We start from the raw sequence: 14,034 nt of genomic DNA, 5'->3' as shown, positions 1-14,034 counted from the left end.
GACTTTGAGCGCTTAATTGTTATTACTTGTGCTCGGAGTGCTCGCATTATCTTTCAGATCTTGCTCTGCGCTTTCATTGGACTCTTCAGCTTCACTGTCGTCTTCATCACTATCTCTACGGGTTCTGTTATCACCCAAGAAAAACTCATAATAAAGGTCTAACGCGAACTCAGATTGGTCTTCCAGTGTGGTTTGAATGGCTTCTAAATATAAACTAGGTAGAAGCTGATATTTTACCGCCAAGTCAGGCGGTAGTTGTCTGCGTCGTAGCGTGCTATTAGCGTCGTTGTTACTTAGACCAACGTCCACATTGTATTCCACAGATAATCGCTCGTTAATCTGCCCTCTTACCGACAGTAAATCTTCGTTAGTGCTTAAACTAAAATCATCAATACCTAGCGCGCTTCCCACTTGCCCTGTCAGGGTTTTGGTGTTGGATAAACCAAAACCTACCAGCAGCGCAGCGTAGTTAGGATCTTGTGTGCCCGAGTTCGGTCCAGAACCTGTAAGTAGATATGACAATACGCCCTGTTGATCCATTGCAGGCTCAGAGAACAGGTTGATACTTGGCGAGTCAGCCGCGCCATCAATTCGGATACCTGCTATTACGTCGTCATCGGTTTTAGCCGGGTCGCGGATGGCTTCAACCAGCAACAAAGGTTGGTCAATTGGGCCGTTAAATTGTACTTCACCGGTTTGAATAATTAACTGTTGTCCGTAAGCGTTGTATCGACCATTTAAAATTTGAAGGTCACCATAGCCCACAAGTGCAGGTTGAGTGTTTACGCGAATGCCACCATACAAACTTGCAGTAAGGCCAAACGCTTCGAGTTTTACTTCTTCGGTTTTGTTTTTGTCGATGTTGACCAATACCGAAGCGTGGACGATATCTAGCGGTTCCTCTCTATCCGGTTCGCCACGCAGGTGCACGTCTTTTGATGGGGAAACAGCACTCTCAGGTAGCGACTCTATTTCAATTCTCGCCCAAGGAATATTTACCTCGCCACTCACGTCCACTTTTTCTTTTGTGGCGGCGATATCGATATTCGGTGATACCTTGAGTCGAATGTTTGGCTGACGAATTTCGAAACCGTTTCCCTTTAAATTAAATGTCGCACTGGGGTTGGATGACCAGTCTAACTCGCCTTTTAACGCCCCTTTTCCTCCGCCTAGTAAGAAGGTGCCGTCTAGAGCAGCGGTTTGACCATTAAGCGATACTTTTTGATTCCAATCGGCCAGTGTCACAGGTGTATCTTGTATATCGATAGCGCCATTTGAAACCGTCAATTCACCGTTAAGCGTAGGGTCGTCAATGTAACCACTCAACGATACGTTCCCGTTTAACTTTCCTGTAAGGGTTCTGATAGCAGGGGAAAGGGGTTTGAATGGTGCAACATTAAGCCCTTGCATCTCTAGTTTACCATCGAGTGGTATACGCGATTCGAAAGGACGGGTATTCAAGGTTAGTGTTGCATCCCCGACATCTTGGCTTGAGATCACAGATGTTGATGCTAACTGCCCCTGCTTTATCTCTCCTTTAGTTTCTATGGAGTTAATAGTGAGCGTTAGCGGGCGCGTTTCACCAAGTTGCCATGGCGCAGAACTCATAGACGCAGTAAATGTGGCATCGATGGGATCGTTAGCCGAGTAGCTGCCTTTGGTTTTTACGGTAAGTGTTGCTTGTGAGGGACTTGAAACAACAGTAGGCGCTAACTCGTTCGCCCACAACCCGATGGGCAGCGCCGTCGCGCTGATATCCCAACTGGCTTTGTTTTGTTGATAATTCACGTTTGAAATACACAGCTCACCTTCTTTTCGAGAGGTCCAACAGTGCTGACCTATTTTAGCCGTTATAGGTGAGGTGCCTATATCTACACTGAACGGGCTTGATAGCGTCCACTGCATATTAGCGAGCTTCAATGCGGTATCACTAATTTCCCCCACCCAGTGATTGTTCGTCCATGCACCTTTTAAGGACAGCCCAATATTATTGTTGGGAACAGTTAGGTCAATATCTGCGGTGTGATCGCGATAGGTACCGTTCACTTTGATTTCGCCGTTCAATGGTCCTTGCTGCGCGGCAGAGGCATTTAAATTGGGTGACACAGCAATATTAGATAGGGAGAGTGTTCCGTTAGCACTTGGATTTTGCCAAGGACCGGCGGCTGTGATATTGCCACTTACCGCACCTGTCACTTCTGGGTATAGGCTTGAAATAGCGTTAACGTTTATCGCAATATTTGCATTTAAATGCCGCTTATTCAGTACCTGAGCAATGGCGCGTATCGTGTTTCGCTCTTGCTCGTGTTCTTGAATGATATTGACGTTAGTAACGAATAAGTCGCTGGGGCCAGCATAAACCGCATTCCCCTTCACCTGAAGCGGTTTGCCCTGAAGTACACCCGAGACAGTCATATCTCTTAGGCTCATGTGTAATCCGCCGCGCTCAGAGTATTGCAATATACTGTCTATTTCTCCGCTAATTTTTTCAGGCGCATAAGTGCTGAATTGCCGCCCTGATACATTCTTAAGCGTTGTCTTACCTTCCCACGCGATACTTTCATTTAGATAAAGGGTACCAGTGTTGGTTAAGCTCCCATCCAAAGCGTTTATATTGGCTTGATTAACAAAAATATTGTTCTTTTTCAGCACCACATCAAGTGATACTGGTACATTGCCAATGTCAGGCAATGTAGCTGCGCCTGCTCCTTTAAGTACGTAATCACCCATGGTGCCGGAAAGCGTTAACTGTCCTTCTTTGAGCGTAGTGTTTTCCAGTGTCGGTATGGCTTGTTCTTGCCAGTTCGCAGTGAATTCTATGGGAAGGTTACTGTCTAGAATGTTGGCCATTAGGTTAGCGTTTGCGGTTACCGCGCCTCTGGCAACAACTGACAGCGTTAAATCGTCCAACGCACCCGCGGCCGCTACACTCAGTTCTTGTGGTGTGTCGCCAAGCTTCGTTTTCGCGTTAATAGCCACATTTAATGGGAAGTTTCCGTCAAGTGTTGCGCTCGCTTTTCCTTTCACCTCACCTTGTTCATGTACAACGGTCATTTCTTCAATAGCGACATCGCTGCCCTTAAAGTGAGCCTCTAACAGCGAGATGAGTGAAATGTGCTGTTTGCTCTCCCCTTGAATTATGTGTAGATCTTCTACTAAAAAAGTACCAAGAGACAAAGGAATAGGCGTAGCTATATTTGGTAGTACGGGGACGTCGTAGCTTAGTGAGTATGACGTAGGCAAAGCGCTATCAGCACTTGGAGCCTGTTCTTTTTTGGGAGCAGGCTGCTCACTATTAGTTTCCGATGCATTGGTCATGGCTGCCGGTGTAGAGCTAGCAGCTTCATCTTGGTTTAGCAGAGCAATGCGAACACCTTTCGCGGCGATGCTGTCAAGTATGAGGTCGCTATTTCCTTCAAAATCGGTCAGCTCTAGTTCATCAATTTCTACTGTTGTCGTAAGTAGAGCAAGTTTGATATTCGTTAGCGCTAAATACCCAACATCAATGGGCAGCGGTAATTCAATCTGGCCACCTGAAGGTGCATCATCGGAAGAGTCAGGCGCGTTTGATCGCTGTGTAAGCGTAGCGTTTTCCAGCGTGACTTCATTGACACATACTCTAGGCTCAAACAAACAACGCCAGGTAATATCAATGTAGGCATATTGTGCAGACACCTTCCATTGCGGGTTTTCCCACTCCACATTATGCACTTCTAGTGTGTCAGCAAACCCACCGTCAATGGCATCGATGGAGAGGTTTTCAACAAACGTGTTGGCCAGTAACTTAACGGTAGGGCCGCCTAAGGGACTTATCAAAACGGCATACAACGCGACCAGTATAAGAACCGGTGAAAGTAAAATAGCCGAAAGCGTACGTTTTCTCATAGCTCAGGCCCCAACAAAATATGTAACTGCCATGTATTCTCGTCTGGCGCAAAGCCTCTTGCCACGTAAAGTCTGACTGGACCAATTGGTGAAAGCCAATGTACACCAGGTCCAACGCTATATGTCAGCGTTGTGCTGGAGTCGTTTGTTGCTGTACCTGCATCGACAAACGCTGCCACTCTCCAATTATCTGCCACTTGATAGGCATACTCTACACTCGATGTAGCAAGGTACTTCCCTCCAATAGAGTCAACAATGAGTTCTCCTGTTTCTGGATCAATGACTTCAGCTGTCGGAGAAATTTCGCGATAGTCGAAGCCGCGAACACTTTTATCGCCCCCTGCATAAAAACGCAACGACGTTGGCACCTCATCAAAACTATTGGTTTTAATAACCCCAGCTTCACCGCGTATGGTTATTCTGTGCACATTGTTAAAGGTACGGATAAGCGTGGCTTCAACCACGGCCTTGGCAAAATCGATATCAGAACCATAACCTTCTCTGCCTATTTGGGTGAGCATTTGAAGGTAGGTACCATTATTAATGTTGAGCTCACTGTCTTTATCGCGATAGGTTAACGAGTACCCGGGTAATACTAGGGACGTGGTGTTTGTACTCAATTCCCCTTGATCATAAGTTTCACGTAGATAGGTCACCGAGCCATCGTGTTGCCATGGTGAATTGTCATGTTGCCAGTAACGGTGTGCAGACAAAGATAGGGTTTCACTCTCAAAGGAAGTGTTGCTGTACTCTATAAATTGGTAACCCGCCTCTATACTCGCGTAATCCCGCGTTATGTTTCTCATCGGTATACGGTAGTCGGCAGTCACTGATTGTTCTGGCGCTGAAATGAAAATATCAGATGAAACAGAGTGCCCTTTACTATTCACCCAAGGACGCTCCCATCCTAAGCGAACCCGTGGGCCCGTGTCAGTGGCTGCGCCAACAGAAACGTTAAATGCGTCTGTGGGTCTGTGAAGTAACGATACCTCAACCGGTACCAGCAAACCATCAGCCTCACTTACAACCGGGCGTGCAATAACGCGGGTAAAATACCCAGATTGATTAAGGCTTCTGTTGAAATCGGCAAGTGTTGATGAAGAGTACGCATCGCCTGTTTTAAACGGCTTTAGCCGCTCAATGATGGCTTTCGCCTTGTCATCGCCAATAAATTTTAGCTCTCCAAATTGGTACTGGGGCCCGCTTTGCGCAATCAAAAGTACGTTTGCTTGTTTTTCGTCACGCACTAGGTCGAGACGCGTCGCCTGCCAAAAATAATCAAAATAGCCATTAGATAAGGCGTAGTTAAACATGGACGACTTAAACGACTCGTAAATGGTTTGGTTTAACACGTCGCCTTCTTTAAGCTTTAGTGAATTAAAACGTTCTCTGAAAGCCTTATCTTCACGTCCCGCACCTATTATTTCGCGAGTAACCTTATTTATGGTAAGCGGCGCATTCAAAGCAACATTCACTGTAACCTTGTCGCCCTCTTCAATACTTACCTTGGTCTCGCTGTTGTAATAACCATAGGGTTGAACCGCTGTCGCTACCGTTTCACCCACTTCATCTTGCCAGTAAGGGTCAGTAAGCAACGATTTTTCCACGTCGAGACTGTTTAAATGCAGGCGGATATTATTACGCAGTTTGTCGTCTTCTACGCCCTGAATGTTATAGGAAATAGGGTCTTGGGCATGTGAAAAAGTAAAGAGAGCACACGCTAGCGTGCACAATGTACTGCCCACCAAAACTCGGACTGCTTTGGTGATTCTGAACATAAATTGTCGGAAAAGATGGTCTTGCAAACTGGCAAGCCCGCTCCAAATCGAAGGCATGAAAAGGCTAAATCCTTAAGGTAACGCTGGGCTGTGAAGCTTACCGCTTGATGGTAAAATCCATATTATGTCTGTGGTTAATGATACCACATTTGTAATTTGTATCCGCAAACTACGACGAGAGATCAAATAATTGCGCTGACGTCGGTAAATAATACCAATCCGCATAGATAATTGCCCACTCAGAAGGCGCTGGCAAGTTTCCTAGCAAAGCGTGGGAATGCAGGAATGGCTGTTCCCTTTCAAATTCCCAGAATGAAGCTAGGAAGCTTGCCAGACCTTCCCGAAGGGCGAGTTTAAAATGTCCGTACTCTTTGTTGTGTCACCTTGATGTAGACCACTATACCTGCGGTAACACGCCGCGATTACGAACATTTTAACTCTCGCTGAGTGGGTAATGATCTATGCGGATTGGTATAAAATGCACTCAACGTATTTTCCTAACTAGAATGCCCTTCTTCAGAACATATCTGGCACATCCACTCACTTAACGTAGAGCCTAGTATTGCTTTGTTTTTGTACATCTGGGCATGAGTGAGTATACTCTGCGTAACTTAACTTTGAGTTTTTTGCCTAAGCTAAGTTCCACTAACAATAAAAAACAACAAGGGAATGTTATGTCTTCTTATAAGGCTCTCTTACCTACAACACTAGTTACTTTGCTACTGTTGGTTTGCTCTTTCTCCACACTGGGCGCAGATCAAACTAAGGCAGAACTCGAGTACGAAAAATTCAGTTCTTTGCCAACCTATTGGACTCCGTCGCTGTCACCCGATGGCTCAAAAATCGCTTTTGTTCAAAACGTTGAGCAAGAAGAAGCGTTTGCCATGCTTGCCACTTACGACTTAAAAAAGGGTGAAAAGCACTACCTACTGCGATCGGACAATGAACGCGTAAAAATTAACTGGTACAACTGGGTGAACAATGAACGGCTGGTGGTTAGCGCTCGTTACGAAACCCGCCGTGGCACCACGAAAGTTCACGACACACGGTTGTTAAGCATTAAGTTTGACGGTGAAGGCGGTGCATTCAACTTGGTTGAATGGGAGAGAATAAAGCGTCGAGCAGGTAACCCGAACCACATTCCTCAATTTCACGATGACGTTATCGACTGGCTGCCTGACGATCCAGAACATATTCTAATTGCCTTAGACGCTGAGGTGTTGGGGCTGCCGTCGGTTTACAAAATCAATGTTAATGATGGTGGCGTAAGTCGCATTATTCGCGGGAAAAAACGCATTAGAGATTGGATGACGGACCAACAAAATAACGTTCGTATAGGTGTTTCACTTGATTACGATACAGGAGAGCGAGAAGTCTTTCTAAAAGAAGGAGACGATTGGCGCACCTTATTTGCTTACAACGCTATGTCTGACAAGGGTGAATACCCAGTTGGCTTTGCAAAAGACCCAAATATTCTTTATTTCAAAGGTTATAAAGGAGACTTCCGTGCATTGTACACCTTAAACCTCACTACTAATGAGCGAACAGAGGTGTATGCTGATGAAGGGTATGATGTTAATGGTAGCCTTATCTATTCACCGGTTACCCGAGATGCAATAGGAGTACGCCATGACGGTCGACATTATTGGGATGAACGTTACGTTGCTCTTCAAAATGGTATCGATGCTGGTCTTCCTGATTACGACAATACCTTAGTGAGCTTTAGCGACGACGAACAAACATATATTGTTTATTCAGAGTCTGACACCTTACCAGGAGTTTATTTGCTGGGTGACCGTAAAGAAGGCACGTTAGTGATGCTTTTTGAGCAATATGCTCAAATAGACCCGGCAAAATTATCTGAGCATACGTTAATTGAATATGAAGCCAGAGACGGCATCAAAATCGAAGCGTATTTGACTTTACCAAAAGGCGAAGGCCCGTTTCCTACCATTATTCATCCCCACGGTGGCCCTGGAGCAAGAGATTTCAGTGGTTTCGACTATTGGACAGCGTATTTTACATCGAAAGGTTATGCAGTACTAAGGCCTAACTTTAGAGGTTCTAGAGGGTATGGGTACAGCTTTGCGCAAAGCCAAATGAAAGGTTGGGGCTTGGCTATGCAAGATGATATCACCGATGCGGCAAACTGGATGGTAGAGCAGGGGCACGCTGAGCAAGACAACATGTGTATTGTGGGCGCTAGCTATGGCGGTTACGCCGCCCTGATGGCAACTGTTAAAACCCCGGATCTGTTTAAGTGTGCGGTGAGCTTTGCTGGCGTAAGTTCACTTAAACACGTCATTATTCATTCTCGCCGTTTCCTGAACAACGAATTTGTGAAAAACCAAATTGGGGATGATTATGACGACCTTGAAGCGCGCTCGCCTTACTACAATGCGAAAGGAATAAAGACGCCAATTTTGCTGGTACATGGAGAGGAAGATAGAGTTGTCCCTCCACTTCATAGTCGCTACATGGCTGACGAGTTAGATGATTACGACAAGGTCTACAAATATGTAGAGCTTGAAAGTGGCGACCACAATTTGTCTATTCAGCGAAATCGTCATATTTTCTTTAAGGAAATGGATGCATTTTTAGACCAATACCTTAGGCCAGCGAGTAAAGCGAGTGCTGCAACGGCAAACGTTTCAGCTTCCGAGTAACACCCGTTAAATGCACCAGTATTTACGACAAGATTTTGCTTGGCTGGCGGCTTTTTAACCAAGTTTCAGGTATACTCAACAAGGCGCGTTAATTTCGCGCCTTTTTAATTTCCCCCACTTTATTTCATATTCGAGACTTTATGCCCCAGACTTCTAATGGCGTATCTGAGGATACTGCAGTTGTGCAAAAGCCAGCGCTTGGCCTTGTTGAATTTGTTGCGCTAATGGCTACGATGACATCCCTTGTCGCGTTGAGCATTGACGCTATGCTGCCTGCGTTGATTCAAATTGGCGAGTCACTACAGGTCGCCGAGGCGCATCAAACCCACTTAATCGTTACCGTGTTCTTTTTAGGCATGGCACTGGGTCAAATGTTCTTTGGGCCTTTTTCCGATAGCCGCGGCCGTCGCCTAACTATATTAGTGGGCCTGTGTATTTTCGCCTTAGGTACATTTGTTTGCATGATGGCCACCAATTTGGAGACCATGCTGGTAGGTCGCGTTATTCAAGCATTTGGGGTGTCTGGGCCACGAATAGCCTCTATGGCAATTATTCGCGACCTTTACGTTGGCGATGCTATGGCAAAAGTCATGTCGTTTATCATGATGGTGTTTATATTAGTGCCTATGTTGGCGCCTATTATTGGGCAAACGGTGATGGAGTTGACCTCATGGTTCCATATTTTCACTATGTTTCTCATTGTGGCTACCATGGCCGGCATTTGGTTTTTTTCTCGTCAAGGGGAAACCTTGCCAAGAGCAAGGCGTAAAAAGTTTTCATGGGCGCAGTTTTTTGCATCGTCAAAGTTCATTCTCACTAACCCAGCAGTGATGGGTTACACCTTTGCCATGGGCTGTATTTTTGGGGCATTCCTGGCGTATTTAAGCGCTTCGCAAACCATATTTACTGTGTTTTACAACGTAGGTGAATGGTTTCCCTACATCTTTGCAACGCTTGCTTTTTCAATTGGTCTCGCCTCTTACTTTAACGGCAAAATGGTGATGCGTTTTGGGATGCGCAAGCTTTGTCGTTTTGCACTTAAAGGGGTTAACGGGTTTGCTGTTGTGTATTTAGCGTTGCTGTTGGCGTACGACGGCTTGCCGCCTTTAATTCCTACGGTTGCGGTTATGTTTGTAGGCTTTTTCTTTGTGGGCATACTGTTTGGTAACTTAAACGCCATGGCGATGCAGCCGCTTGGCGATATGGCAGGTTTAGGCGCGGCCATAATTGGCTCATTTTCTAGCCTTTTCTCGGTGCCTGTTGCACTGTTCGTCGACAGTTTCTTAAATGGAAATTTAATGCCTATCGGCTGGGGATTTCTCGTCTTTTTTGCTTTGTCTTACGTATCCGTACGCTATGCTGAGCGCGTTCGTGAAGGTTCTATTTAGAAGGTGTATCGGCGTGTCGCAGTGGTCAGTTGCGTAAGAAAGATACTTATTAGCAGGCTTACGGACATAAAAAAGCCCGACCAAAATGGTCGGGCAAGAGGGCTTAGTTAAGCACCTAACGACAGAAACTGTCCTAACCTATGATGGCCTTCATGTCAGTCATGTAGCCACGTAAGGTCTTACCTACCGATTCCACACCGTGTGAGCGGATGGCTTCGTTAATTTCAACAAGGCGCTTGTTCTCTACCTGATTAGAAGTAGCGGCTAAACCCTTACCGATAACGCTGGTATCAATGGTAGGCATAAATTTCTCACGCAAAATTGGAATTGCTGCGTTAGCAAACAAATAGTTTCCGTATTCTGCTGTGTCTGAAATAACCACGTTCATTTCATACAAACGCTTACGTGCGATTGTGTTAGAAATAAGCGGTGTTTCATGCAGTGATTCATAGTACGCAGACTCAGGTAGAATACCGGCTTCAACCATTACGTCGAACGCAACTTCAACACCGCACTTGATCATGGCAACCAGTAAGATGCCGTGGTCAAAGAATTCTTGTTCACTAATTTCACCTTCATAAGCCGGTGCGTTTTCAAACGCGGTTTCACCGGTTTCTTCACGCCACTTAAGCAGGTTCGCATCGCCATTCGCCCAGTCTTCCATCATGGTGCGAGAGAACTCACCGCTGATGATGTCGTCTTGGTGCTTTTCAAATAGCGGACGAAGTAAATCAGTTAACTGCTCAGAAAGCTCAAACGCTTTCACTTTTGCAGGGTTTGATAGACGGTCCATCATGTTAGTTACGCCGCCAATCTTAAGTGCTTCAGTAATAGCTTCTAGGCCGTACTGAATAAGTGCACCTGCGTATCCTGGCTCGATACCGTCATCAACCATTTTTTCAAACGCAAGTACCGCTGCAACTTGTTGCATACCACACAAAATGGTCTGCTCGCCCATGAGGTCAGATTTAACTTCAGCCACAAATGATGACTCAAGTACACCTGCGCGGTCACCGCCCGTTGCACTTGCAAGTGCTTTGGCTTGATCCCAACCTTTACCTTCAGGGTCGTTTTCTGGGTGTACAGCAATCAGAGTTGGTACACCGAAGCCACGCTTATATTCTTCACGTACTTCAGAACCCGGGCTTTTCGGCGCACACATGATTACTGTGATATCGCTACGAATTTGCTGTCCTTCTTCAACGATATTGAAACCGTGAGAGTAGCCTAGCGTTGCACCTTCTTTCATAAGCGGCATAACGGCTTCGACTACGCTAGCGTGCTGCTTATCAGGTGTTAGGTTGTAAACCACATCAGCTTCTGGAATAAGTTGCTGGTATGTACCAACAGTAAATCCGTTGCTGGTAGCGCGTTTGTAAGAGTCGCGTTGCTCATCAATGGCTGCTTGACGCAGCGCATAAGAAACATCTAACCCTGAGTCACGCATATTCAAGCCTTGGTTAAGGCCCTGCGCGCCGCAGCCTACAATGACAATTTTCTTGCCTTTTAAGAACTGACAACCGTCAGCGAATTCATCGCGTGCCATGAAACGGCAGCGGCCAAGCTGATCTAACTGCTGGCGAAGTGACAGGGTGTTGAAATAATTAGCCATAAAAATTTCCGAACAACATTCATTTTTGTCAATATCAAACACCGACCTTGGTGTTGACAGACCTCGTCTATGACGACTTGATATTGAGACTAAAAGATTTCTTTTGTTTTGGAAAATGATATATTTGCAAGATAATATTGCATATAGTGAAATGTTTATGGATTTTCGCAGTCTACAGCTGTTCAATCACCTAGCTACCAGCCTACATTTTGGCATTACCGCCGAGGCCATGTATGTGTCGCCTTCTACGTTAAGCCGGGTTATTCAACGCCTTGAGGACGAGTTAGGCTGTACACTGTTTAAACGTGATAACCGCAAAGTGGCGCTAACTCACAGTGGGCACAAGCTGCTGTCTTTTTCAAAGCAAGCGCTGAAAGATTGGCAGCAGCTAAAGGTCGACTTAAAAGAAGATAACGACGCATTGCAGGGCGAGCTCAGCGTATTTTGCTCGGTTACCGCCAGTCAAAGCCATTTACCCGCTATGCTTAGACAGTTCAGGCAACAGCACCCGGGTGTTGATATACGCCTAATTACCGGCGATCCTGCTCTTGCGATAGAAAAAGTGAAAGGCAAACAGTGCGACTTATCTATTGCTATCTACACCCCTGATATGCCGACAGATTTGCATTTCACTGCGCTTGATAATGTGCCTTTGGTACTTATTGCCCCAAGAGAGTGGCGACTTACTCAACTAAGCCAGTTGGACTGGACCAAACATCAGGTGATTATGCCTGAAACCGGCCCAACCCGTCGTACTGCCTACCACTGGTTTGCTGAACACGGTATTCGTCCAAATGTGTATGCTTATGTCGGCGGTAACGAGGCTATCGTGAGCATGGTTGCACTTGAATGTGGCGTGGGTTTTGTGCCTAAAGTGGTACTTGATCACTCCAGTATGGCCAATGCTGTAACCCAAATACCTGTTGAAGATATTGAGCCTTATGCCCTAGGATTGTGCTGCTTGCAGGATAAGCAAAACGAGCCGCTTATTAACGCCTTTATGCAGCTAAACTTGCAATCTCGTGCGTAATTGTAAGGCAAAAGCAGTACTCAGCTAGCGCTCAACTGTTTAATAAGGTTATCGAGGGCTCGATAGCCCAATGCTTCTGCAATGTGCGCCCGCGATACGGCGTGCTCATCTTCAAGATCTGCAATGGTTCTTGCCACTTTTAACGTGCGATGAAACACCCGCATAGACAAATTAAGCTGTTTAGCAGCGGCTTGTAGAAACTGCAAGTCAGCGTCATCTAGCAAGCATATATCGGCAAGCTCACCTGCGTGCAGCGCACCATTTGGCTTACCTTGCCGTAGCCCTTGTTTGTGACGAGCTGCAATGACTCGCTCTCGCGTTGCGTGTAACGAGTCGTCAGGTCTATTTGCACGCTCTGGCAGGTCGTAGTCAGGTAGGCGCGGCACTTCGACTTGTATATCAATTCTATCAAGCAGTGGTCCCGATAACCGGTTCAAGTAGTTGAGCTGTTGCTGCGGGGTTAGTCGGTTATCATCAATATCACCCGTCGGGCTTGGATTCATCGCCGCTACTAGTTGAAAGTTGGCGGGGTATGTGGCGCTTCCTGAAGCACGAGACAAATGCACGTCGCCGGTTTCAAGTGGCTCGCGCAATACATCCAGTGCCTTTCGCCCAAATTCAGGCAGTTCGTCTAGAAACAAAATACCATTATGAGCCAGCGATATTTCACCCGGTACAGGGTTTGAGCCACCGCCAGTAAGCGCCACCGCAGAGCTAGTATGATGGGGCGAGCGGAGGTGGCGAGTTAGAAAACGCTCTGCATGCAGTTTTTCGCCTTTCACAGAGTGAATGGCAGCCACTTCCAACGCTTCTTCCTCGCTCATATCGGGTAATAGCGATAGCATTCGGCTGGCGAGTAAACTTTTGCCTGTGCCTGGAGGGCCAACCATCAAAAGATTATGTGCACCACTTGCCGCGATAATAAGCGCTCGTTTGGCCTGCTCTTGGCCGATAATGTCATCCCACCCTGTTAAGGTTTTGTTAGGCGCCCGTGAGGTAAACGGCTGGCCTTTGGCGAGCTTTTTGTTGCCGGTAAGGTGTTCATAAACAGACAGTAAATCGAAAGCGGGATAGCGCGTTGCGTGAGAAACCAATGCAGCCTCTACGTCATTATCCCCCGGATATACGAGCGCAATATCTTCATTTTCGGCTGCCATGACAACAGGAATAAGCCCGTTAACCGGCTTTATTTCACCGTTTAATGCAAGCTCGCCCACAAAGGCAATGTTGAGCAGGCTAATGTCTGAGATGTAGCCCGACGCAGCTAAAATGCCTACGGCGATGGGAAGGTCGAACCGCCCGCCAAACTTGGGAATATCTGCTGGCGCTAAATTGACGGTTATTCGTTTTGCGGGAAACTCAAAACCACTGTTTATCAGGGCGCTGCGTACTCTTTCTCGCGCTTCTTTAACGCTGGTTTCTGCCATGCCGACCAGTTGAAAAGCAGGTAAACCATTAGCTAGGTGAATCTCTACACTTACTTCTGGCGCTGCCACGCCCTGCCCTGCAAAGGTTTTAACGACAGCCATTCCCATAATCTAAACAACCTCCTCTCGCTGAATACTTATGATTCGTGGTTATGAAACGCAAACGTGTCAGCGCGGTAAAAAATGTAAGCCAACGCAGTCTGCGTAAACTTTAGAGAGAGTCGGGATAAGATGTAACTGTACTAACG

The 14,034-nt window shown here is 46.4% G+C and carries 7 protein-coding genes; 3 read left to right on the top strand and 4 right to left on the bottom strand.

Annotation, left to right across the window (positions count from 1 at the left end; genetic code table 11):
* Positions 1–12: 12 nt before the first annotated feature.
* Positions 13–3,885, bottom strand: coding sequence for a translocation/assembly module TamB domain-containing protein (locus BZA03_RS18950; protein ID WP_110289583.1), 3,873 nt, complete (start codon positions 3,883–3,885; stop codon positions 13–15).
* Positions 3,882–5,720, bottom strand: coding sequence for an autotransporter assembly complex family protein (locus tag BZA03_RS18945; RefSeq protein WP_110289582.1), 1,839 nt, complete (start codon positions 5,718–5,720; stop codon positions 3,882–3,884). The genes BZA03_RS18950 and BZA03_RS18945 overlap by 4 nt, the downstream gene beginning before the upstream one ends.
* Positions 5,721–6,337: 617 nt before the next feature.
* Here BZA03_RS18945 and BZA03_RS18940 point away from each other — a divergent pair.
* Both BZA03_RS18940 and BZA03_RS18935 read left to right on the top strand, forming a co-directional pair.
* Positions 6,338–8,329 (top strand): S9 family peptidase, encoded by a 1,992-nt coding sequence (locus tag BZA03_RS18940; RefSeq protein ID WP_110289581.1) that lies wholly within the window; start codon positions 6,338–6,340, stop codon positions 8,327–8,329.
* Positions 8,330–8,469: 140 nt separating this feature from the next.
* On the top strand, positions 8,470–9,717 hold the full coding sequence (locus tag BZA03_RS18935) for a multidrug effflux MFS transporter (RefSeq protein ID WP_170826522.1): 1,248 nt from the start codon (positions 8,470–8,472) through the stop codon (positions 9,715–9,717).
* Positions 9,718–9,850: 133 nt separating this feature from the next.
* Here the strand turns inward: BZA03_RS18935 and ilvC are convergent, their stop codons facing one another.
* Complete coding sequence (gene ilvC, locus BZA03_RS18930) at positions 9,851–11,329, bottom strand: ketol-acid reductoisomerase (protein ID WP_014951396.1); 1,479 nt, start codon at positions 11,327–11,329, stop codon at positions 9,851–9,853.
* A 157-nt stretch (positions 11,330–11,486) separates the two neighbouring features.
* Here ilvC and ilvY point away from each other — a divergent pair, with 157 nt between their 5' ends.
* Positions 11,487–12,359, top strand: a complete 873-nt coding sequence (gene ilvY, locus BZA03_RS18925) for an HTH-type transcriptional activator IlvY (RefSeq protein ID WP_110289618.1) — start codon at positions 11,487–11,489, stop codon at positions 12,357–12,359.
* Positions 12,360–12,379: 20 nt separating this feature from the next.
* Here ilvY and BZA03_RS18920 read toward each other — a convergent pair whose 3' ends face one another.
* Entirely contained in the window at positions 12,380–13,894 is a 1,515-nt protein-coding gene (locus tag BZA03_RS18920; RefSeq protein ID WP_110289580.1) for a YifB family Mg chelatase-like AAA ATPase, read from the bottom strand.
* Between the last annotated feature and the right edge of the window lie 140 nt (positions 13,895–14,034).

The sequence above is a fragment of the Alteromonas sp. I10 genome, assembly GCF_003201515.1.
Classification (GTDB): domain Bacteria; phylum Pseudomonadota; class Gammaproteobacteria; order Enterobacterales; family Alteromonadaceae; genus Alteromonas; species Alteromonas macleodii.
The sequence above is the reverse complement of the archived record's forward strand: the minus strand, read 5'-3'. Positions and strand labels throughout refer to the sequence as shown.

What these genes read in the sequence shown, in the direction of transcription:
- BZA03_RS18950 (WP_110289583.1), bottom strand. Translation starts at nt 3,885, where the DNA reads ATGAGAAAACGTACGCTTTCGGCTATTTTACTTTCACCGGTTCTTATA.
- BZA03_RS18945 (WP_110289582.1), bottom strand. Translation starts at nt 5,720, where the DNA reads ATGCCTTCGATTTGGAGCGGGCTTGCCAGTTTGCAAGACCATCTTTTC.
- BZA03_RS18940 (WP_110289581.1), top strand. Translation starts at nt 6,338, where the DNA reads ATGTCTTCTTATAAGGCTCTCTTACCTACAACACTAGTTACTTTGCTA.
- BZA03_RS18935 (WP_170826522.1), top strand. Translation starts at nt 8,470, where the DNA reads ATGCCCCAGACTTCTAATGGCGTATCTGAGGATACTGCAGTTGTGCAA.
- ilvC (WP_014951396.1), bottom strand. Translation starts at nt 11,329, where the DNA reads ATGGCTAATTATTTCAACACCCTGTCACTTCGCCAGCAGTTAGATCAG.
- ilvY (WP_110289618.1), top strand. Translation starts at nt 11,487, where the DNA reads ATGGATTTTCGCAGTCTACAGCTGTTCAATCACCTAGCTACCAGCCTA.
- BZA03_RS18920 (WP_110289580.1), bottom strand. Translation starts at nt 13,894, where the DNA reads ATGGGAATGGCTGTCGTTAAAACCTTTGCAGGGCAGGGCGTGGCAGCG.